The sequence below is a fragment of the Mucilaginibacter sp. Bleaf8 genome (genome assembly GCF_018390515.1).
GTDB lineage: Bacteria > Bacteroidota > Bacteroidia > Sphingobacteriales > Sphingobacteriaceae > Mucilaginibacter.
In genome coordinates this window covers 17,397-40,657 of record NZ_JAHBBK010000007.1, presented here as the reverse complement: position 1 = coordinate 40,657, position 23,261 = coordinate 17,397, and the positions used below count along the sequence as shown (strand labels likewise).

The following is a 23,261-nucleotide window of genomic DNA, read 5'->3' as shown; positions in this document are numbered from 1 at the left end:
GGAGGAACTTACCGTTCCTCCATATATTGTATTCTGATTAATATCCTGGATTTTGGTACATTCTCTCGGGATTGAGCTTGTACTCATCAAACGGAATCGGGAAATAACGATCTTTCGATGTAAAGTTTGTCAGGCGTGCAATACCGAAATCAGCCTGATTTTTACTTCTGAAATAATTTACCAACTCATCGGTAGTGAAGGTACGCAGCAAATCAAACCAGCGATGATGCTCAAACGCAAGTTCTACGCGGCGCTCATGCAAAATGGCTAAGCGTAAGGTAGGATATTTACTGCTATAGGCAGAATTTTTCATTGATTCCGCATAACCTGGCATACCTGCACGGGCGCGTACCATATCCAAGTATTGGATGGCTGCACCATTATCACCTAAATAGTTGTGAACCTCAGCCAGCATTAATATTACATCGGCATAACGGATCAGTATCCAGTCGTTACCACCGTAACCCAGATTAGACGCTGCGGCACTGGCATCCCTAAATTTGGTAATGAAGTAATCTTTTACAACCGTATTATTAGCATATTTTACCGAAAAATCCATCCGTGAGTCGCCAGTTTCATAATCTTTTATCAGATCGGGCGTAACGTTAGCGCCAACGCCTGAAGCAGGTTTCAGTGAATTGATAGTTTCACCCTGTGCCTGGTTATTAGCCGCAATAGATGAGCTGTAATTGGGATCGCCCTGCTTATTCACAATCTGGAAGATCAGTTCCGGGCAGGTTGACTTTTTAGCTACATCAAATACATCTGTATACGGTATGCTGCTCAGCTCTCCAAACGTTCTCATATTATAGGCAGCAAGCAGATACGTTTTGGCATTGTTCAGGTTAACTTGGCTGTTGTTATCATTCAACGTTCTGGCCATAGTCAGGTAAACCTGCCCCAAGGTAGCGTTGATTGCAGCTTTTGATGTTCTACCTATCCCTGCACCAGTTTGCAGATTGGGCAGATTACTGTTCAGCGCATCCTTCAAATCGGCAACAATCTGGGCATAGATTGTTGCTTGTTTTTCGCGATATGTACTTGCAGCAACACCTTCAAGTGATAAGTAGTTGGTTACCAAAGGCACATCTCCCCAGGTGCGTACCAGATGAAAATACATCAGTGCCCGCAAAAACTTAGCTTCGGCAGCATACTGCTGTTTTTGGGCAGGGTCGGTAAAAGGAACCTTATCAATGTTATCCAGTACAATATTTGCCCGTGATATGGTATTATACAAAGAGGCCCAATGGCTTTTCAGATAAGTATTGCTTGGCAATATCGAAAAATCATTAAACTGAAAAGGCTCGCCGGCATTAGATTGGTTATCATTGCGTCCGGTATCATCAGAGCGCTCATCAGTCCATAAACCGCTGCTCTCGCCAATATTGTTGCTGCTGCGCAATGACTGATAAATGCCGTTAACAGCAGTTAATACATCATTAGGCGAACGAAAACTTTCAGTTACTACCAGGTTATTAGCCGGCTTTTGCTCCAAAAAGGATTTTTTACAAGAAGCGGCCAGTAAACCGGCTGTCAGGCATGTAATAGTTATAATTCTCTTGTTCATTTGTAATATCTTTATTTCTTATCAGAAAGCAACTCTTAAACCCAGGTTATATGAACGCACCAACGGGTATACACCATAATCGATACCGGGAGCCAGGTTAGTTGGCTGGGTGCTGTTTGATCCACCGGATGAGAAGTTGTAATCTACTTCGGGATTATACCCTTTATACTTTGTTATAGTAAAGGCATTTACTACGGTAGCAAAAATACGGGCGTTGCTAATGCCCAACTTACCATTCAGCACCTTAGGCAGGGTATAACCTAATGTGATGTTGTTACAGCGCAAAAACGAACCATTTTGTAAGTAGAAGGTAGATAAACGTGTACTGTTGCTTTGCGTACCGGCACGTGATGCACGGTAAACCTGGCCGTTTCCTGGCTGTGCCGCATTGCGGTAGCGGTTTACCACATCGGCATACTGGTTACCCGAGCCCTCCATGTTGTATAGATAATAGTCCTGCCCATCGAGCACATCATTACCTTGTGAACCATTGAATGAAGCATTAAAATCAATGTGCTTGTAAGTAGCATTGATAGCAAAGCCATAAGTAAAATCAGGATACGGGTTACCAATGGCCGTTTTATCTTTATCGTTCACAATACCGTCGCCATTGGTATCTTCAAAATACAAATCTCCTACCCGCAGTTTGTTCGATTGCGAGGCTGATGGCGGTACCTGGTTAATATTCTCAGGAGTAACCATACCAGCCACCTTAAAGCCATAAAACATACCTACCGGCTGCCCTTGCTGGGTAATGTTGGTTTGGTATGATCGCTCTGCACCACTTACAATAATGGTGTTATCGCCGCTTAGCTTAGTAACCTTATTGCGGTTGATAGAAATATTACCGCTTAAATTAAAGGTAAAATCTTTAATGCTGACAACGCGTCCGTCTGCCTGAAAATCAAACCCGGTGTTGCGTATTTGAGAATTGTACAGGTTGGTAAGTACCGAAGTGTTGCCCGAGATGGCAGAGATAGGCTGTGTGTACAATATATCACTTGAATTACTCAAGTAGTAATTGGCAATTAAAGATAACCTTCCTTTGAGCAAACCGATATCAGCACCAATATTGTATTGTGAGGTTGATTCCCAGCTTAAGCGCTCATCAGCAATGCCGGCCGAATAGGTACCAGAAGCAACGGTACCATTGTTACCAAATACTACGCCGGTAGGGCTTGCCAGTAACTGCAGGTAGTTATAGTTACCAATGTTATAGTTACCACTTTTACCCCAGCTTGCACGTAATTTAACGGTAGACTGCTCGCCGAGCCAGTTGTGATAAAATGGCTCTTCTGAAAGTGTCCAGCCAGCTGCTACAGACGGGAAGTAACCATATTTATTTTTAGGGCCAAAACGAGATGAACCATCTGTACGGAATGAGCCGGTCAGAAAATATTTGCCTGCATAATTATAGTTTATACGACCTAAATAAGAGAGCAGGGTAAAGGCTGACTTGCCAGTTGGCAAAAGCCCTGTAGTGCCGGTTCCAATGCCTATACCATTATTTGCGGTATACAGGCGGAAGAAAGCCGGATCAGCACCTTTAGCTGTAATTTCCGGAATATAATCGTTCTGGAAACCGGTAGCAATTACACTCACAATATCACTGGTGTTTTTTTGCGCCGTATAGCCGCCTAATACATCCAGGTGATGCTTGCCAAAATCTTTGTTATAGTTCAGTGTAAACTCAGCCAACTGATCTACATTGGATGTGTTTTGTGCTGCGGCTGTTGCTGCGGCAATAGCCTGCGGCGACCCTGGCGCATTGGCACCGCTACTTAAATTAGTTGGCAGATAATAATCATACTTTTCATTATAAGTAATGGTACCCAGGTTTACCTTAAAGCTCAGTTCAGGTAAAATTTTGTAACTGGCATTGGCATTGATGCTGGTACGGTAACCACGACGGTTTATCTTAGTGCGGGTAGCCAGTGCAACCGGGTTTTCAATACTTTGAAAGCCATAAGCCGCCGATTGTGAAGCCGCCGCATTGGTAGCCAAACTGCCATCTGCATTATAAGCCGGGAAGAATGGCATATAAATTAATGCACCCAATATGGGTCCGTGGTCAAAACGACCTTCCTGAATTTCGCGGTTATAGTTTTGAGTATAAGATACGTTTGCACCTACACGCAGCTTTTTGCTCACATCAGCATCAACGTTACCCCTAAAATTATAACGCTCCTGGCCTGAACTCAGAATGATACCGCCTTGGTTTTGGTAACCACCGCTCAGGTAATAACGCACGCCGTTAGCACCACCCGAAAATGACAGGGTATGGCGTTGGGTTATTGCATTACGGTACAGCTCGTCCTGCCAGTCGGTATTTACCGTTTGCGGAATAAGCGATTGGTTAGCGAAGTTGTACAGGTAGGTGGGGATGCTTACGCTACCTGCACTACCCACGTTGGTAACACGTTTGGCATTGTCGTCAGAAAACATGGCATCGTTCCAGGTATTCCCTTTATTTTCCCATAAATCGCGGTAGGCATTGTTACGGCCATCTATCACCAGTTGTGCAAACTCGTTTGAGTTTAACAGTTTTACTTTCTTGCCTAACTGGTTAATGCCGGTTTGCACATCATACTCAAACTTGCTCTTGCCTTCTTTACCCCGCTTGGTGGTGATAATTACCACACCGCCTGATGCACGCGAACCGTAAATGGCTGCCGATGCGGCATCTTTCAAAATGTCGATCGACTCAATATCTTCCGGGTTGATGAAAACATCGTTATTATTAACCGGATAACCGTCAATCACATATAACGGATCGGAGCTGGCGATAAATGACCCCACACCGCGTACGCGTATTTTGGTTGACTGGTATGGCGCACCGCTGGTTTGCGATACCTGCACACCTGCAACTTTACCTACCAGCGCCTGGCCCAGAGTAGGCGCAGCCAAATTCAGTTCACTGGCTTTTACGCTTGATATAGCACCGGTAACATCGCTTTTACGCATGGTTTGGTAACCTACGGCTACCACCTCGTTCAGTATGTTATACTGAGGTTTTAATTTAATATTCAGTTGTGCGTCGCCAACTGAAACTTCCTGGGCCATGTAGCCAACGAATGAGAATACCAGCGTAGCGCCTTTCTCGGCTCTGATGGTATACTTACCATTAATATCAGTTACGGCGCCAATAGTTGTGTTTTTGATGTGAACAGCAACGCCTGGTAATGGCTGGTTATTTTCGTCGGTTACAGTACCCGACACCGTTTGAGGCTGATTTGCAATAATGAGTCTGCCTGCTGCACGGGTGGTGATAGTTGTTGTTAATGGCGCAATAAAAATGAGGCCGTAACAGAAACTTTTGAAAAGATTAGTAGTAATCTTTTTGTTCATACTTTAAGAATTGATTATTAAAAATGATGCATGTAATTACGTTGACAATCACTACTTCAACAGGTATGTTGAATTGCTGAAGACTTCATTGCCAATAGATGAAAAACAGGATGGCTTTTTGCTACATAGGCGGGTATTTAACTTAATGAGCATGCTTGATTAATAACACTTTTATAAAAAATAGCACCATGTTTTAATCATATTCAAACAAACAACACGGCACTTTGCTATAATGGCAACAAAGCTAATGGTGCTATCTTAATCAAACTGTACACTTAAGGTTAACTTTATATGAATAAAAAAGGGTATAACATGTAATGTTATACCCTTCCCTCTTGTAATCAATATGAGCTTACCAATTGACGCTTATATAGTTAGTATTCTTTTTGTGTGAAGATGTAACTGCTATCCCCTTGTTCATTTTACCTAAAAAGGCAAACCCTTCCAATTCATCGGGCCGGCTATCCTCATTTATTTCTTTAACCGACACCATTGTGCCATTTTCGATGGATTTGGCCAGATCAACATAAGTGAATCGCCATTTGCGGCCCTCTATCTGGTTTTGGATGAGCATAAGCATGCCTTTATCAGCAACCCAATGCAAGTTCTGTACCCAGGGCGAGCACCTAAACTTTTTAAACATCACCCCCGGCTCTGAGGTACGCTTGCAAGTACGCAGCTTCTGCGGATCATATAACCTCACCTCATTACCATTATTACCATAATCGGCTGTGGCTACATACCATTTATTTTGGTATTGTACATATTCGGGGCGTATACCTTGTATGCAAGCATCGTCTTCAATGGTATTTAACAAATTACCGTCAAGCGTACCGGTTTTTAACAGGCCATTCCAATCCAGACAATAAATCATGGCTTTCCAACGGGTACCTTCGGCATTAAGCCGTACTGAATTCCCCATAAACACCAGTCCTGTGCCATGCCAGGCTATTCCTGTAGGGTGTCCAATCACATCTTGTCCGTTTTGGGTGAGCTTATACTCTTTATGAAGATATAGCAGGCTATCCTTTTCCATTTTGTATTCCCGTATCATACCTACCTCTCGGTCGCCATACAGAAACACCCGGCCCTTTTGGTAGGATATGCCCTGGCAAGCACCCAATGAGTCAACCGTTGATTCGCGCGTAATTGACATCTGTACCGAGCCATTTAGGAAAGCGGTTAAGCTCAACAGCAATACCGGTATCAGCAATCTCATCTTTTTCATAAATTTTAATTTACGCTCCATTAAGGGTCCATTGGCTCATCCGCATCGATTTGCAGCGATTCAATAGCGGGATAAAATTCCAATGCCGTTTCAGATAAGCGCTTGCCCAACTTGTAAGGCATGTAACCAAGCTCTTTTTGACAGCGGTTAGCCATATTGGTAATAAAATCGTTCTGGTATTTATCCGTAACAATCAGGCCGGGCTTGGTAAAAGGCATGCCGTACCTAAATACCATACGGGCATCATTGCGGATGTTGGTTGTAGTATGCCGGGCATGAGGCTCAATCATCACCGCATTTGTGGGGATATGCAAAACATCAATCATGTAATCCCTCATTTCCTTAGCCTCGTTGTATTTAGTTTTATAAGGATGTACATTACCTCCTGATACCACGACGAAAGGGGCAACACCCAAACGGTACTGCCTTGCAGCCGCTTTGCAACGTAGCATACCTTCACCGCTCAGGGGCGTACCCCGATCTTCGGGACCAGCGCCGGGTACCAGAATATGTGTGTAAGGATAGTTTGCCCACTTGATTTGTTTAACACGATCAGCCGCCAATTTATTAGCTGTGGTAAGCATTGGCTCAAACTGTGCAGCATCCCGACGCTCATTTACTTCCAGGTAAAGTAAAGCAGCCTGCAAAGCTGGTTCAAAGAACAGCGTTGTACCCTTAGTACTTTCTGCTACCTCGGCCGAGCAATCATACATCAGGGTATAGTACCCTCTGGCCTTGGTGTTAAAGCTAATAGAATCAATAGCCGGGTAGTTAGGCTTAAGGCCTTCTGCATAAACACTGATGGTATGGTTAACGGCAGCGGCATCTTGCTCCCACGCTTTCACAAGCAGATCGGCCGAGGTTGTCGCTTTGTATATTATATAAGCACCCGATGGTATAAGCTGGGTTGTAACCAGTTTATCAAGCGTACTACCGGGCTTACATAGCGCATTTAACCGGGCACTTACTATATGTATCTCATCGTCGGTAAACTTAATTTGAGCCGGCAGGCACAAAGCATCTTTGCAATTGCGAAGTGAGGCTTGCAGGGCATTAGCTTTAGCCTGAGCCAATTTGTTAAGCTCGGCGTCGCTTTTAAGTAAAGCATTCGCAGCCCGATCCTGCTCCAGTAAGGTAAGCAAGTAATAGTTTTTAGCTTTTACCCAGTCGCCGCCAGAAATAAGCTTATATGTTGGGCTGGCATTTTGTGCTTTCAAAGTATAAGCACTGAAGCACAGCAGCAGGAGTAGTAATACACTTTTTTTCATACAGAATATAAATAGCTGCAAAAAACACACTTTAATGTTAAATACATATTAATAAGGCATTACAATGCCTTATTAATTGACCGCACAACCTGCCATAGATTTTGTCTATTTAAACCGAACATTGTATAGATTATAACTTACACAACACAGCGATAATATTTATCTTTAATTACTCAAGGCCGCTTATTTCATTGCTCAGCAAGGTACAGTTGTTATATTAGCATTCTAATGAACAGCAACTCGTAGCCTTTCTGATTGTACACTTGAAAACTATTTATTCTTCATCCGGCGAGTATCTTTTAGGTATCAAAGCCATGCACGAAGACGTACTGTGCATACCTGCACAATACGCCGAATACGCTATATTTTTCATCCCGGAAGGGTCGGGCACTTTCCATGCCGACTTTGGCACGTTTGCTTTTACCGGCCCCGTACTGTTATTTGCTACCCCGCTACAGGTGCTGTATATGGAAGATTGCCAAACGCTCAAATGCACCATGCTGCAGTTTCATGGCGATTTTTATTGTATAGAATATCATCGCAAAGAAGTAGCCTGCAACGGGTTGTTGTTTAACAATATTTATATAGACCCGGTAGTACATCTTACAGATAAAGAAGCAAGCAGGTTTGCAGCTATTTTAAATGATATTGCCGAAGAAGCCGATCAGGATGTACCCTCAGAAATTGTTTTACGCTCTTACCTGCAACTTTTCCTGGCTAAATCGAGCAGTATCAAGCTAAAGGCCATTGATGAACACACGGACCGGCCTCAAAAAGACGAACAGATGGAGCGCTTCAGGCAATTATTGGATGAGCTTTACCTTACGTTGCACAAACCATCTGATTATGCCGGGTTGCTGGCCATGTCGGCCGATAACCTGACCAGGCGCTGTAATAAGTATTTTAAAAAGAACCCAACCCAGCTTATTCAGGAGCGCATCATCCTGGAAGCCAAAAAACAACTGCATTTAACTCGGCAAAGCATTAAGGAGATTGCCTACAATCTGCAGTTTCAGGACGAATTCTATTTCAGCCGCTTTTTCAAAAAGATTACCAAAGTATCACCTCAGGCTTTTCGCGATAAAACAGGCATTTCCATCGTAGCGGATTTGTACAAGGAATAGCCTTTTTTGTCCATGTTGGGGCGTAACCCCATGCTGTAGTTTTGATAAAAAAACAACAGCATGGAAAATTCAATCCTAACCACTATAGCCAGCCTGGACCAACTGGGTAAAAAAGCAGTACGTTTTGGTATTGTTGTGGTATTCTTATGGATCGGCGGCCTTAAATTCTTTACTTATGAAGCTGATGGCATTGTTCCCTTTGTAGCCAATAGCCCATTCATGTCTTTCTTTTATGAGCATCCTGCCGAATACAAGCAGCATATCAACAAAGAAGGAGAACTGATTCCGGCTAACCATGAATGGCATATTCGAAATAACACTTACGGCTTTTCAAAAGGACTGGGCGTAATACTGATTGCCATGGCTATCCTGGTTGCCCTGCACAAGGTAGCGCCACTGCCCAGCATGATAGGCAGTATCATGATCTTCATCATAACTTTGGGCACGCTGTCATTCCTGGTAACCACGCCCGAAAGCTGGGTGCCGCATTTAACCGACCATCAATGGGGATTTCCTTACTTATCTGCACGCGGCCGGCTGGTTATTAAAGACATCGTAATACTGGGTGGCGCTATTATTACCATGAGCGAATCTGCCCGCCTTTACCTAAGCCGTCACACTAACATCAATCAACAGTAATTCAATAAATTTTCAAATCATATCATCATGAAAACTATCACAGTACCTGCCAAAGAGCAGGTTAGTACCGAATCACAGGCTATTTTTGATCAGATTCAAAAACGCATGGGCAAAGTGCCTAACCTATATGCCACCATCGGATATTCCGCACACGCTTTAAAAGGCATGCTTGAGTTTGAAGGTACTTTAACCACCGGCAGTACGTTTTCTGCCAGAGAAAGAGAAGCCGTTAACTTAATTGTATCACAGGTAAACTTATGTGATTACTGTTTAGCCGCCCACACCGCACTGGCACAAATGAAAGGCTTTACCAAAGAAGATACCATTGCCATCAGAAAAGGGGAGGTTAGCGATGCCAGGCTTAGCCCTATTATATTGCTGGCTCAATCCATTACCCAAAACAAAGGTAAAGCTGATAAATCTATTTTGAACCGTTTTTTTGAAGCCGGTTACCATGAAGACGCTTTGATGGAACTGATAGGCCTTATTACTGTCAGAATATTTACCAACTATGTATATGCCGCTACCGAAGTCCCTATCGATTTCCCAGCAGCCGAACCGTTAAATTAAATACAGTAAGATCGTGGGCAAGGTTGTCTTTTTGCTTATGAAAAGACAACCTTTGCTTTTTAATAGAAGTGAGGATAATGGCTTTTTAGTAGCTTAACACGTTTCGGATTCAAACAATGCTTTGGCAGTTCTTCATCCGGATATTTAAGAACGCTTGCCTGTTTAAACCTCTGCATTAATCTTTTCCCGTGCCAATTCCTTATCCTCCACAGTAACATCGAGTTCCTCGTTTTTGGGACGGGCAGAAGGATCATACTGTAAGTTTACACACATAGGGAAGTGATCTGAATCACAGTGGTCCATCCGGTTGATGGTGGTCAGACTAAAATCCGAAGAACAGAAGATATGATCCAGGGGAAATCTCAGGAAGAAGTACTTTGCGTTAAAGCTGTTATAAAAGCCCCGGCCACGTCTTGGATCAAGCAAGCTGCTAATCTTGCAAAACAGCTCGGTAGTGTAACTCCAGGCCACATCGTTCAAATCACCCATTACCAATACAGGCAAATCGGAGTTCTTCGCTTTTTCGGCTACCAGCAATATTTCCTTATCCCGCTCGGTCGACCTCGGATTTTCTTGCGGTACAGGTGGCTTAGGATGCAGGCAGTACAGTTTCACCAATTGTCCTGATTTAAGTTTTACATTCGTTTCAATAGAAGGTATATCATCCTCAACTAAAAAGTTGACGGCTCCGTTTACCAGTTCCAAGCGAGAGTAAAGCAACATGCCATAAGTGTTATCTAAGGGCATTTTGATCTGGTACGGATAGTTTGCTTCGATAGAAGACATTTGTTTTTCCCACCAACGATCTGTTTCTACCATCAGAATAACATCAGGATCACATTTTGAAATAAGCTTACGATACTTATCAGCACGCTTGTTATACTGATATACATTAGCAATAAGTACCGTTATATTATTATTCCCTGCGGGTTTAGTACTGGCGGTCAATTGTTTTTTTCCCAAAAAAGTGAACGGCATTACCAGGTAGCAGAGGTAAATTAAGTTGATGCCCAGCCCTAACATAACAGCGCTATCAAATAGCGTGTACGGAAAGTTAACGGTGCATACCATTACAATAATGAGCACGATATTCAGGAGCAGCTTTTGTAACCGGGGGTATTCAAAAACTCTGAATATCCAATAATCGTTACGGATAAGAGGAATAAGGCTCGCCAGCATAATGAACAGGCTGGTATATCGGATAAAATTCAAAACGATCAATTACAGGTTGTTTATATTAACAAAGCAACCGCTAATATCAACATTATACCCAACATGTGCCTATCAAATATTTAAGCCTTTAATTTCACTATAAAAAGAAAGCAACAGCTCAATGCCTTTATGTTGATAAGCTAAGGTGGCCACTCATTGAGATTTACGCCAAACACCATTTACCTTACCTGCGCTCAAAGACAGCCACAAACCCGTCACCAGAGTTTAATGCTATAGCTATATTGCTTTTACCGCTAATTGCTTTGCCGCTTATACGGCTTGTGATAACTTTATCGCCCAGAGGCTGACAGCTAAAGCTTTTTGTTCCCAAAAATGACAGTGGAACAGATATCTTTTTAGCTTGCTTATTATTTAACACAGCTAAAAACCATTTGGTACCACTGCGCCTGGCCATAACGCATACTTCGCCTATGGCACTTGGCGGCAACACAACCGTTTTATCCCAAACGCTTGGTATAGTGCGTACAAAGGGTAAAGCCTCGCTCTTTAAAAGATCGCCTGGGTCTACTCCTAAACATAAAAAAGGCGAAGTAAAGGTTATCATAGTAGCAACCTGATGAGCAAGTGTAGTAGACGATACAAACTTAGCCGTACTGAGCGGTGTATAATCGCCATGCCCAGCCAGGTAACGGGTAAACGGAATTATAGTATTATGAGTAGGCCAGTCAGTGTCATCGCTGTATTCCAATCCACGTACAGCCTCTCTCGATAATTCGTTGGGCCAGGTACGGCTTTGCCCGGATGGTTTACTGGCACCATGAAAATCGATCATGAGTTGCTGCAGGGCTGCCTCACGGCTAGCCCGGTTGTAAAATTCCACCATACTTTGCGATTCGCTACTCATAAAATCTATTTTTACACCAGCTACGCCTGTTTCCCGGCATTTCTTAAAAAAGCTGAGCAGATAAACAGAATCTTTTAACCCCCGTATGCCGTTGTTATCGGGGTAAGCAGCCCAAACCCATATCTTTACATTTTTTGCAGCCGAGTAATCAACCAGTTCTTTCAATATCTGCCATTCATCCTTGCCCGGCTCCCGCCATTTTCCCCAACCATCGTCTACCAAATTATACGGAATATCGCACCGGGCTGCCATATCTGAAAACTTACGCATATTCTCCGGGGTTACCGCCCGGTTAGCCGTCATCCATGACCATACACTTTTGCCCGGTTTTATCCATTCCGTATCAAAGCCCTTAGGAAATAAGGCCGGGTCGGGCTTTGGCGAAAGGGCGGCAATCATATCATTATTCACTAAGGCATTCAAGTCCTGCCCGATGCTGATTATGCGCCACGGCGTTTTCATATTGCCTGTTAACGTAACGTCGCCATCGAGGGTTGTTTGAAATGTATTACTCCCGGTAGCCTGCAGGTGCATCCCGGCATAATTGTTTACATCAGCTTCTGCAATGGCAGCATAACCTTGCTTTTGTGGCAGAACCAAAGTAAAGGGTAGCCCTACAGGCTGACCTTTTTTTATTGCTGATGGCTTACTCTTAGTGTATTCACCTTCATAGTTTTGAATGTCGCCCTGCCACCATGCCTCCGACTGACCGGGAACTGTGAACGACGTAAGCTCGCGTGTAACTGTAGCGGTACCGCGATGAGGGATAATATACCGGAAAGCCACCCCTTCATCGAATACCTGAACATCTATCGTCCAGTCGTTGCCAGCATATTTACCACCAACTTTAACAGTTGCTGATGTTGCATGGTAACTTGCTACATTATGCACGCCGCGCCAGGCAAAGCGCTTTTGAATATTTGTGATTTTGGAAGGAAACAATGCCCCGCTGCGTCCGTATTCAACACTATCAACCAGCAAGCCCATACGTGAGGGTTCAATTACAGTTTGCCCTTTATTCAATACTTTGTATTGCAGCACCCCTTTACTCATGAAAATTGTTGCAGCAACTTTTTGGTCCGGACTTTTAATAGTAAAACTATTTACTTGTGCCTTAAGGCCACTATTGCCCAAGATAAAGACAATAAGAAGCAAGGAACGTAATAATAGTGCTGGGGTCATCGTGCTTGGTGATTTTAAATTAAATGGTTCTGCTCCGGCAATTGCATAATTATAGCGCAGCCAAACTGTTACAATAGGATGGAATATAGAAGGAATAAATTGTTTTAGCAAAAATTTGTTCATTGCTTAGCACGGCCGGTGATATGAGCTCTTAGACCCACACACCGCTTCTTAATGCCCAAAGTACTATGATTTACTTTATAATAGGATCATTGGCGGGCAGAGGCTTGACTCTTCCATGTGTTCGGTAATACTTACCACCGTGTTGAAGTTCTCACTTCCATCCAGCACATAAACGACAGGATAATTTCCTCTGTCCTTCGTTTTATCACCTCCGTTGCTATTAGGGATATGGACCCAAATTTTACGAGGCTGCCCCAGTATCTTTGAAGGAATTGTTTCCTCGAAACCCGTCCTAAATGGGTTGTCTTTTTGCGCATAGGCGCAGAAAGAAGCGCCGAAAAGAACGATTAAACAGCAGAAGTATCTTGCAAAGTTTTTCTGATTAGGAGCAAGTAAATAGTATTTCATGAATGTTATAAGTGATAAGCATACAAAAGTACTGTTACTTGACGACTTTCAAATCTTGAAATTTTGTGTGTATGTATGTAAAGGTTATTTTTCAAGCTAAAAGCTTAACATGTACCTGGAGTAACGAAAATATTTTATTATTACGGTTTGTAACAGCACTACAAACTCAACTTACCGGTCAAATTAAGGTAACAAAACACGGTGAAAAATTCAGCTAAAAATTAATGGCGCTTTTATATTACATTTTATGCCCAAAGTTTAGTTTTGATAGCAACGTTGGGAACAATAAAGCAATTCAACACTTTCATTACTATTATTCTCTTCTGATTATTGCGTATCATATATCATTTCAGCACTTAACAATGCAATAACGGAGCCGATGATATCATACCTATCCTGCTTGACCCTGTTCACTTTCCGAGCCCATACTAAGGCATGCATAATAAAAACACCACGATATACAGCGTATACTCTGACTAAGCTTGCTGTTTGTAAGGTAGCGACAATTCCATACAAAAGTGGCTTCCCTTTTTAATTGCTGAAACAGGTAGCGGCCCCGGTATTCACAAAAACCGGCAACATTAAAAGAAAATTAATTTAAGTAGACATACCGTGCGCTGAATTTAGAAAATGTACTACAACTTTATTCTTTGTATCCGCACCGCATTCAAAATAGCAAGTAACGCTACACCAACGTCTGCAATTACTGCTTCCCAAAGATTGGCTACGCCTCCCGCGCCTAAAACCAATACAATCACTTTCACCAGCATGGCAATCGTGATGTTTTGCCAAACGACACGACTGGTAATGTTGCCTATTCGTATAGCAGTGGTTATCTTAGATGGCTGGTCATTTTGAATTACGATATCTGCGGTTTCAATCGTGGCATCACTGCCCAAGCCGCCCATGGCAATACCGGCATCGGCTAGGGCTACAACCGGTGCATCATTCACACCATCGCCCACAAATGCAATGCGGCTGCCTGCATCTTTAAAACCCTGTACTTTCGCCACCTTACCGTCTGGTAGCAGGTCGCCATAAGCTTCATCAATGCCTAAGGATTTCGCCACTTTTTCTACCACTGCCTGCTTATCGCCCGACAGCATCACCGTTTGTAGTTTCAGGCTGTGCATCCGCTCAATAGCTTCTTTCGCATCTTCCTTGATCTCGTCCGCAATGGTGATATAGCCCGCATACTGATTGTCCACAGCCAGCACAACCACCGTGTCTACCAAATTATCTACTTCACCAGGATAGGCGATACTAAACTTTTTGAGAAGCTTAGCATTTCCGGCCAGCACCGTTTTACCGTTTATCGTACCTTTTAAACCATGCCCGGATATTTCTTCTACGTTTTCCGCTTTTAAATCTTCCAGCTTATGACCTGCATATTCTACAACGGCTTTGGCTATGGGGTGCGTGGAGCTTGCTTCGATGGCTGCGGCCATTTGCATCAGCTCCTCACTGCTCAAACTAACAGTCTTCACCTGCTGCACTTTAAACACGCCTTTAGTCAGCGTACCTGTTTTATCCATGATGACGGTGTTGATTTTTGTCATTACGTCCAGAAAGTTAGAGCCTTTAAACAGTATGCCATTTCGCGAAGCCAGCCCGATGCCACCAAAATAGCCCAGCGGAATAGATACAACTAACGCACAAGGGCAGCTAATCACCAAAAATACCAACGCCCTGTAAAACCACTGGTGAAAGTTATAGGTGTCTACAAAAAAGTATGGCGCAAAACAAACCAACAGGGCTAAAGCAAAAACAATAGGGGTATAGATTTTAGCAAAGCGGCTGATAAAAAGCTGCGTTTGAGACTTGCGCGCAGTAGCGTCCTGCACCATTTCAAGTATCTGGCTCAGCTTACTGTCCTTGAATAAAGCTTTAACCTGTACTTCGCTTACTCTATCCAGGTTAATCATCCCGGCAAGTACCTTTTCACCTTTACGTTTAGTGTCAGGTTTGCTCTCACCAGTCAGCGCTGCAGTATTAAAACTGGCGGCATTAGAATAAAGCTCGCCGTCCAGCGCTACCTTTTCACCGGCTTTCACCTGGATAATCTCGTTCAGCTGTACCGTCTTTGGATCCACTTCACTGCTCTGCCCGTTGCGTATTACTGTAACCTTATCCGGCCGGATATCCAACAGCGCCTTGATGCTTTTCTTCGCGCGGTTGACAGCTGCATCCTGGAACCATTCACCAATTGAGTAGAATACCATAACGGCTACACCTTCGCTGTACGAACCGATGCTGAACGCACCGATCGTGGCTACGCTCATGAGGAAAAACTCGTTAAAGAAATCAAAATGCTTCGCCTTGCGCCAGGCCATACCCAATACATTATAACCAGACAAGCCAAAAGCAATTAAAAAGACAATCAGGTTTACCGGGAAATCCGGCTGGTATTTAAAACCATATTCCAGTGTCAGCATGATTACCAATATCAGTAAGGCGGTGAGCAGTGGCCAGTGACTGAGCCAGCTTTCTGCTTCCTCGGGGGCTTCCGTCAGATTGAGCGTTTCGTCTTCCTCGTCATGATCATGGCGATGTTCACCTGCTGCATGCTGATCGGCCTTGTGTACCTCTTCGTTGTTAAGTTTCTTCCCGATATCTTTATGATCTGTGTTTTCCATTATCTTGTTTTAAGTAGTTGTTTGCATATTGTTTTTTGTTTCCTGCTTCATTAAGTTAGGCTTCGGATATCATTATAAAAGACAAAAGCCAGAATTCCCATCATCAGTAAAAAGCCGATAACCTGCAGCATTTGCAAAGTTTCCGGTTTCATGGGCTTGCCCCGTATACCTTCGATGGAAACCAGCAGCACCTGCCCGCCATCCAGAGCAGGTATCGGCAGTATATTGATAAAGCCAATACCGATGGAAAGCAGGGCAATCAGGCTCCAAAACCGTTTCCATTCCATGTGCTCGCCAAACATCGTGGCAATCTTCACGGGTCCGTTCAGAGCTTCCTTAACTTTCACCTCGCCCGAGAGCATCTGTCCGAACCCTTTTGCGTTATCCGATATGGCGTTTAAGGTGCGCGTGGTACCGGTAGCAATGGAAGCTCCTACACTAACCGGCTGAGGCTGGTAAGCTGGCTTCTTGCTGCGCAAACTAAAGCCGATATGCCCGTCTTTGTCACGGTGCGCTTTCAGCTGCATGACCTGCCCATCATGAATAACAGTGACAAAAAGTTCCCGCGCCTTGTTTTCCTGGAGCTTAATCAGAAATTCCTCATAAGAATGAATAGAATCGCCGCTCATAGTAAATATCCCGGTATGCTTGAACTCTTTGGTACCATATAGATTGAGGTTACTCAAGACGGAATCGGCCTTGTAGTCCGCATTGACTGAAAAGAAATCGGTCATCCCTTCATCGGCAATGGTCTGCATGACCTGCGGGGGTATGGCAATATGCAGGTGTACCCGTTCCTTACCTTTTGACCGGACTACGGAAAGTACGGTCTTTCCACGTATCAGTCGGCTGCTCGTGAGTTCTTCTTCATCCACCAGCGGCTCATCGTCAACGGCTACCAGACGGTCGCCTGCCTCGAGACCCGCCAGCTTACCCAGTTTGCCGGGGTCAAGACGGTATTCCTGTCCCAATGAAGCCATATACCCTTTGCCATACCGGACTGTGAGACCGGAAAAAACGATAACCGCTAGCACGAGGTTCATCAAGATACCGCTCAGCATCACGATAATTCGTTGCCATACCGGTTTGTTATGGTACCTACGGTGGGCAAACGAGCCTTCATTGCGCTCTTCATCGTCATGATTACTAAGCATGCCCGCCATTTTTACATAGCCGCCCAGCGGCAGCCAGCCTATGCCATATTCCGTGCCTTTATAATTAAGCCGGAACAGCCTTAGCCCCCAGGCATCAAAAAACAGGTAAAACTTTCTTACGCGTATACCAAAAGCCTTTGCGGCAACAAAGTGGCCGAACTCGTGCACGAGCACCAGCAGTGACATGCCGGCCATGAACTGCCCTATCATCACTAATATCTTCATCTTCCTACCATTTGAATTTATTCTTCTTCGTCACCAGTGGCATTTTCAGACGAAAGAATGTAAAAAGCTCCCTTCGTGACGATCTTGATATCTGCCGGTAAAGCCTTCACTAATTTGATTTCGGTGTACCCCAGGTCGGTCACTCCGGTCACCACTTCGGCTTTTTTAAATACATAAGATTTGCCTGATGTACCTTCCCCAGCCTTTGTATGGTTGTCGGTGCCCATTTTTGCCAGGTAATAGATATACTCTTTACCACCCATTTTAACAACGGCTTCCGTTGGAACTGCGGTGGCTAACTGCTGGCCGACATCAATCAGGGCAGATACATACATACCCTGAATTAAGTTGTTTTTTGCCGCCTGCTCAATCACCGCGTGGGCAATGATGGCTTTGCTTTCGTTTTCAAAAGACTGGTTCACCCCATAGATTTTACCGGTGATTTCCCGGTTATTCTGATTGGTGAGAGTAAAGTACACCTGCTGGCCTGCTTTCACTTTGAACAGATCCTTTTCATAAACTACTAAATCGCAATGCACTTTGGAGTTATCAATAATGTTCATCAGCGGCCTTGCCGGTTCGGCATAAGAACCCGTTTGAATCACAATTTTGCCAATAGTACCGCTGATTGGGGCGTATACCGGTATTTGGGTAATGAAACGGCCATGCGCCGCACTTTGCGGACTAACGCCAACCTGCCGGAGCTGGCGGCTCAAAGCCGACACCTTAGCCTGCTCACTGCGTAATGCCGTTTGTGACTGTTCGTATATCTTGCCGGTTCCGGCGTTTGCGGCATTTAGTTCGCGTTGCCGCTCGTACTCTTTGCTGGCATAAGCCAAATTGGAAAGAGCCGACATATAATCCTGCTGCAACTGAATGAGCTGGTTATTTTCGATAGTGGCCAGTTTTTGTCCTTTGAATACATGCTGGCCTTCCAGTACGAAAACCTGGTTCACCACACCGCCCATCAGCAGGGTTACTTCAGCTTTATTTTGTGGCGGTACTTCGAGCTGGCCGCTGGCCTTAACCACTGACTTTAGGTTTTTTTCTTCCAGGCTTCCCATACGGATACCTACTGCATCCAGTTGGCTTTGTATGAGTGTAACACCTTCTGCTGCGAACCTAGGCTTTTCAGTTCGGGCTTCTTCTTTTTCTTCAGTTTTAGGCTGCTGCGAACAGGAAGCCAATAGCGTGCCTGCTGCCAAAAGCAACATCAGCCATGATTTGATGATATATAGATTCGGTAAAGTCATGTTCATTTTCCTCCGGTGGTTAGGTAAGTAAGTTCAATTACGGTTTGGTTGTAGTTGCGCAAGGCAGCCAGGTAATTCAGGCGTATGTTCATCGCCTGCGCCATGTTTTGAATAAACTCCACATACCCGATCTCGCCTTTGCTGTAGGCAAACTGGGCAATGCGGATTTGCTCCGCTGCCTGCTTGAGTCCGGCTTCCTCATAATAGCGAAGCGCTTCGTCGTACTTGGCCAGTTCCTGCAAACCCTGGTTGTATTGCTTACGCAGTAACAGCGCTGCATTCTGATGCTCGGCCTGGGCAATCTGCTGGCCAGCCTGCGCTGCTTTAACCCTGCTGTTCTGCGCGCCGAAGAACAGCGGAACAGCAACACCTACTTCTACACCGCCAACACGGGTACCCGGATAATAATTACGGTTGGTGTTGGCCGGATTAAACGCCCCAACCAGTAACTGCTGCCGATAGCCCAAAGTCAGATCAGGCAGATACCTGCTTTTTTCAGCTTTAAGCTGCGCGTTTGCCAATGCCGTGCGCTGCTGATAGTAACCTAACTGTGGATGCTGACCAACTGCAGCGCTGTCTTTAGGGATAAAAAGTAGTTTTTCAAGTGAGCTAGTTTCAATGACAGGCAGAGTATTAACGCCTAAGAGTTGCTGCAATTCCTGCCTGGCGATCAGTACATCTGCTTCCGCCTGCTTCTTGATTACACCGATTTCCCGGTAAGCGTTCACGGCTGAAAGCTGCTCGAGGTACGAGGTCTCTCCGGTTTTATAGCGAAGTGCCGCCCGCTCATAAAAGCGTTTGTATAAACTATCCTGGCTATTAAGCTGCTGCAGCTTATTTTGTGCATACCGTAACTGGTAGTAAGCCTGGGTTACTTGCTTCACCAGTTCGCTTTCGGTAATGGCTCTGGCTTTTTCGCTCAGTGCGGTTTGTGCTTTGAGTACTTTGCCTTGCGCATGGTAAACAGTAGGAAAAGCAAAAGTCTGCGTGATGCCCAAACTGTTGTCAATATTACCGCCCGACGTAGGATCCTGGGTCAGTGTAAAATCCGTTTTGGCGGGATCAAAGGCGGTACCCTGCAATGCCTTATTCCGGCTTACCTCAAGGGCCGACCTCCTAAGGTTGGGATTATTCACTATGGCCGTTTGCACTGCCTCTTTCAGCGTCAGTGATTTAGTCTGTTGCGCGTGAACAGGAATGCCTGTGAGTAAACCGCCTGTTAGCAGTATTAAAATGATGAATGATTTTAAAGGTATTGACATAGCCGAACCGGCTTTGGGTGGATGATTTTTAGAAAATAAGATATACAATACCGGCAGTACCAGTAAAGTAAGTAAAGTGGCTGATATCAGGCCGCCAATTACCACTGTGGCCAGCGGCCTTTGTACCTCGGCACCGGCGGTTGTCGATATCGCCATCGGCAAAAAGCCTAAAGAAGCAACGGAAGCGGTCATGATGACCGGTCTTAATCTTACTTGGGTGCCTTTTTTGACACGTTCGACAATATCGTTGATACCATCCGCTTCCAGCTGGTTAAAGTAGCCGATCAGTACAATGCCGTTCAATACGGCAACGCCGAATAAAGCGATGAAGCCTACGCCTGCACTGATACTGAAAGGCATATCCCTGAGGTACAGCGCAGCAACGCCACCTACCGCAGACAGCGGCACTGCCGAAAAGATCAGCAGCGTTTCCCTGATGGAGCGGAACGTAAAGAATAACAGCATCAAGATGAGCAATAGGGCAACAGGCACGGCAACCCCTAGTCGGCCTTTGGCCTCCTGCAAGTTCTGGAACTGACCGCCATAAGTGGTATAATATCCGGCCGGCATTTTCAGCTTCTGGTTCAGCAACAGCTGAATTTCTTTCACCGTACTCTCCACGTCGCGGCCACGGACATTAAAGCCTACATAAATTCTGCGCTTACCATCCTCCCGGCTGATCTGTGACGGAGCATCTTCAATTTTAATGGTTGCCACCTGGCTCAGTGGCACCTTGCTGCCGCTGGGTAGTGGAATGTACAGGTTTTCAATATTGCTGATATCTGCACGAAGTTCCCGGCTTAAGCGAAGTACGATCTCAAAGCGCTTTTCGCCCTCGAATGCCATCCCAGCCACACGGCCGGCAAAGGCCGTACTCAGCGCCGTGTTCACGTCTTGTATGTTCAGCCCGTATTGCGCTATCTTGTGCCGGTCGTACGTAACAGCCACCTGCGGCAAGCCGCTTACTGTTTCAACAATGGGTTCACGGACACCTTTTACACTGCTGATCAGCCCGGCTGTTTTGTCAGCCTGTGCGGAAAGGACGTCCAAGTCATCGCCAAAGATCTTAATGGCAACATCCTGACGAATGCCGGTCATGAGCTCATTAAAGCGCATCTGCATGGGCTGCGTTACTTCAACGTTGATGCCCGGAATGTTTTTAAGCGTCTGCTCGATTTTTTCCATCATTTCCGCCCGGTCACCGGCCGACGTCCACTCGTCTTTCGGCTTCATTGATAGCATCATATCGCCCCGCTCAAACGGCATAGGGTCAGTGGGCACCTCCGCGCTGCCAATTCGGGTAACTGCCTGTTTTATCTCCGGAAACTTTTGCTTCAGCAGTCGCTCGGCCTTGCCGAACGTTTCCACCACCTGGCTAAGCGAAGTGCCCTGCATCATCGCAATTTCAACCGTCAGGTCGCCTTCTTCAAGGGTGGGTATAAACTCACCGCCCATTTTGGCAAAAGCCCAAACCGCTGAGGCCAGTAATACAGCAGAAAGAAAAACTGTTACTTTCTTTGCCCGGAGTACGGCGTTCAAAACTGGTGTATAGATACGGTGGATACGGTCAATAATGCGGTCAGAGATATTACGCTTATGGTGTGTTTTTTTACTTAAAAACAAAGCGCTTGCCATCGGCACGTAAGTGAGCGACAGGATAAAAGCACCCAGAATGGCGAAAGCAACCGTTTCCGCCATAGGGCGGAACATCTTTCCCTCAATGCCAACCAGCGCAAACAGCGGCAGGTAAACGATCAGGATAATGATCTCGCCAAAGGCCGCACTATGACGAATCTGCGAGGCGGCCTCGTAAACCTCTCCGTCCATTTCCTTTTGGTTGATGGCTTCCCGATCCTGAAACTTGTTAGTTTCAGTGATCCGGTGAACAATTGCTTCCACGATGATAACGGCTCCGTCTACGATGAGGCCAAAGTCGATAGCACCCAAACTCATGAGGTTACCCGATACGCCAAAGAGGTACATCAGGGTTATTGCGAACAGCATAGCCAGCGGAATAACCGAAGCCACCACCAGCCCGGCCCGCCAGTTGCCCAACAGCAGTACCAGCACAAATACGACGATCAGGCCGCCTTCAATGAGGTTTCTTTCGACAGTTCCCATAGCTCTGCCCACCAGCTCGGTTCGGTCAATAAATGGTTCGATGACCACGCCTTCGGGCAGAGACTGCTGCACCTTTGCCATACGCTCTTTAACGCGCTTATTAACCTCGTTGAAGTTTTCACCTTTTAACATCAGGACAACGCCAGCGACCACTTCACCCTGCCCGTTGCGGGTTACGGCCCCATAGCGGTTGGCACTACCGAATTGCACTTTTGCAATATCACCGATTACCACCGGTGCGCCTTCACGGTTTTTCACCACGATGTGCTCAATATCATCGAGGGATTTAACCTGACCAAGCCCCCGAATGAAGTAAGCGTTGCTGCGCTGCTCGATATAGGAGCCTCCAGTGTTTTGATTATTTTTTTCCAGTGCTGTATAAATATCACTGATGGTGATGTTCAGGCTGTTCAGCCTTTCGTTATCAATGGCAATTTCGTATTGCTTCACGTAGCCACCCCAGCCGCTGATCTCGGCAATGCCGGGTGTACCGGCCAGTTGCCTGCGCACAATCCAGTCCTGCATGGTGCGCAAATCGGTTGCCGAATATTTGTTTTCATAGCCCGGTTTGGTGTGGATCACATACTGGTAGATTTCCCCCAAGCCGGTGGTGATGGGTGCTAGGGAAGGTTCGCCGGTGTCTTTAGGTATTTGTGCTTCGGCTTCTTTTAAGCCTTCGCTGATCTGCTGGCGTGCCCAGTAGATATCTGCGTTATCCTCAAACACAACAGTAATTACTGAAAGGCCGGAACGGGATATGGACCGTTTTTCAATAACTTTCGGCACGTTGGCTATGGCCAGCTCGATCGGTGCGGTGATATACTGCTCCACTTCCTGTGCACCCAACGTGGGTGCCTGGGTAATGATCTGAACCTGGTTATTTGTAATATCGGGCTGGGCATCAATAGGCAGGCGTATCAGCGAATAAATGCCGCCTGCCACGAGTAATAGGATGAATGCACCCACAACCAGCTTATTGCTGATTGAGAATGCAATGATTTTATCAAACATGAATTTCTCGGATTAATACGTAACATTTCCTCCAAGGAGCATAGCTTTAGCTAAACTCTCTGACA

The 23,261-nt window shown here is 45.3% G+C and carries 16 protein-coding genes; 4 read left to right on the top strand and 12 right to left on the bottom strand.

Annotated features, from left to right (window positions below; translation table 11 throughout):
• Positions 1-37 precede the first annotated feature (37 nt).
• The 4 genes from KHS38_RS20875 to KHS38_RS20860 all read right to left on the bottom strand — a co-directional run bounded on the left by KHS38_RS20875 (position 38) and on the right by KHS38_RS20860 (position 7,411).
• A complete protein-coding gene (locus KHS38_RS20875; RefSeq protein WP_213490642.1) occupies positions 38-1,567 on the bottom strand; it encodes a RagB/SusD family nutrient uptake outer membrane protein in 1,530 nt (509 codons plus the stop codon).
• 21 nt (positions 1,568-1,588) lie between these two features.
• Entirely contained in the window at positions 1,589-4,915 is a 3,327-nt protein-coding gene (locus tag KHS38_RS20870; RefSeq protein WP_213490641.1) for a SusC/RagA family TonB-linked outer membrane protein, read from the bottom strand.
• A 352-nt stretch (positions 4,916-5,267) separates the two neighbouring features.
• Positions 5,268-6,143: a hypothetical protein gene (locus tag KHS38_RS20865; protein ID WP_213490639.1), complete on the bottom strand. Its 876-nt coding sequence runs from the start codon at positions 6,141-6,143 to the stop codon at positions 5,268-5,270.
• 20 nt (positions 6,144-6,163) lie between these two features.
• Complete coding sequence (locus tag KHS38_RS20860) at positions 6,164-7,411, bottom strand: YdcF family protein (RefSeq protein WP_213490637.1); 1,248 nt, start codon at positions 7,409-7,411, stop codon at positions 6,164-6,166.
• Between the two features lie 263 nt (positions 7,412-7,674).
• Between KHS38_RS20860 and KHS38_RS20855 the strand changes: the two genes are divergently transcribed.
• Genes KHS38_RS20855 through KHS38_RS20845 form a run of 3 tightly spaced genes read left to right on the top strand, consistent with a single transcriptional unit; the run spans position 7,675 to position 9,744 of the window.
• Positions 7,675-8,535 carry a helix-turn-helix domain-containing protein gene (locus KHS38_RS20855; RefSeq protein WP_213490635.1) on the top strand — a complete coding sequence of 287 codons (861 nt, stop codon included), beginning with the start codon at positions 7,675-7,677 and terminating at the stop codon, positions 8,533-8,535.
• Positions 8,536-8,595: 60 nt separating this feature from the next.
• Positions 8,596-9,174 carry a DUF417 family protein gene (locus tag KHS38_RS20850; protein ID WP_213490633.1) on the top strand — a complete coding sequence of 193 codons (579 nt, stop codon included), beginning with the start codon at positions 8,596-8,598 and terminating at the stop codon, positions 9,172-9,174.
• Between the two features lie 27 nt (positions 9,175-9,201).
• On the top strand, positions 9,202-9,744 hold the full coding sequence (locus KHS38_RS20845; protein WP_213490631.1) for a carboxymuconolactone decarboxylase family protein: 543 nt from the start codon (positions 9,202-9,204) through the stop codon (positions 9,742-9,744).
• Positions 9,745-9,906: 162 nt separating this feature from the next.
• On the opposite strand, the gene KHS38_RS20840 is transcribed toward KHS38_RS20845, so the two are convergent.
• Both KHS38_RS20840 and KHS38_RS20835 read right to left on the bottom strand, forming a co-directional pair.
• Positions 9,907-10,956: an endonuclease/exonuclease/phosphatase family protein gene (locus tag KHS38_RS20840; RefSeq protein ID WP_249665507.1), complete on the bottom strand. Its 1,050-nt coding sequence runs from the start codon at positions 10,954-10,956 to the stop codon at positions 9,907-9,909.
• Between the two features lie 184 nt (positions 10,957-11,140).
• Positions 11,141-12,874: a glycoside hydrolase family 97 protein gene (locus KHS38_RS20835; RefSeq protein WP_213490629.1), complete on the bottom strand. Its 1,734-nt coding sequence runs from the start codon at positions 12,872-12,874 to the stop codon at positions 11,141-11,143.
• Between KHS38_RS20835 and KHS38_RS20830 the strand changes: the two genes are divergently transcribed.
• Positions 12,873-13,052 carry a hypothetical protein gene (locus tag KHS38_RS20830; protein ID WP_213490627.1) on the top strand — a complete coding sequence of 60 codons (180 nt, stop codon included), beginning with the start codon at positions 12,873-12,875 and terminating at the stop codon, positions 13,050-13,052. The genes KHS38_RS20835 and KHS38_RS20830 overlap by 2 nt on opposite strands.
• Positions 13,053-13,201: 149 nt before the next feature.
• Here KHS38_RS20830 and KHS38_RS20825 read toward each other — a convergent pair whose 3' ends face one another.
• From KHS38_RS20825 to KHS38_RS20800, 6 genes are all read right to left on the bottom strand, one after another.
• Positions 13,202-13,534, bottom strand: coding sequence for an alpha/beta hydrolase (locus KHS38_RS20825; RefSeq protein WP_213490625.1), 333 nt, complete (start codon positions 13,532-13,534; stop codon positions 13,202-13,204).
• A 327-nt stretch (positions 13,535-13,861) separates the two neighbouring features.
• The gene (locus KHS38_RS22555) at positions 13,862-14,050 is read right to left on the bottom strand and encodes a YnfA family protein (RefSeq protein WP_213490623.1); all 189 of its coding nucleotides are present in this window, start codon (positions 14,048-14,050) and stop codon (positions 13,862-13,864) included.
• A 119-nt stretch (positions 14,051-14,169) separates the two neighbouring features.
• Positions 14,170-16,170 carry a heavy metal translocating P-type ATPase gene (locus KHS38_RS20815; protein ID WP_213490621.1) on the bottom strand — a complete coding sequence of 667 codons (2,001 nt, stop codon included), beginning with the start codon at positions 16,168-16,170 and terminating at the stop codon, positions 14,170-14,172.
• Between the two features lie 50 nt (positions 16,171-16,220).
• Positions 16,221-17,549, bottom strand: coding sequence for an RIP metalloprotease RseP (gene rseP / locus KHS38_RS20810; protein ID WP_213490619.1), 1,329 nt, complete (start codon positions 17,547-17,549; stop codon positions 16,221-16,223).
• Positions 17,550-17,566: 17 nt separating this feature from the next.
• The gene (locus tag KHS38_RS20805) at positions 17,567-18,802 is read right to left on the bottom strand and encodes an efflux RND transporter periplasmic adaptor subunit (RefSeq protein ID WP_213490617.1); all 1,236 of its coding nucleotides are present in this window, start codon (positions 18,800-18,802) and stop codon (positions 17,567-17,569) included.
• 2 nt (positions 18,803-18,804) lie between these two features.
• A complete protein-coding gene (locus KHS38_RS20800; RefSeq protein ID WP_213490615.1) occupies positions 18,805-23,196 on the bottom strand; it encodes a CusA/CzcA family heavy metal efflux RND transporter in 4,392 nt (1,463 codons plus the stop codon).
• Positions 23,197-23,261: the final 65 nt, after the last annotated feature.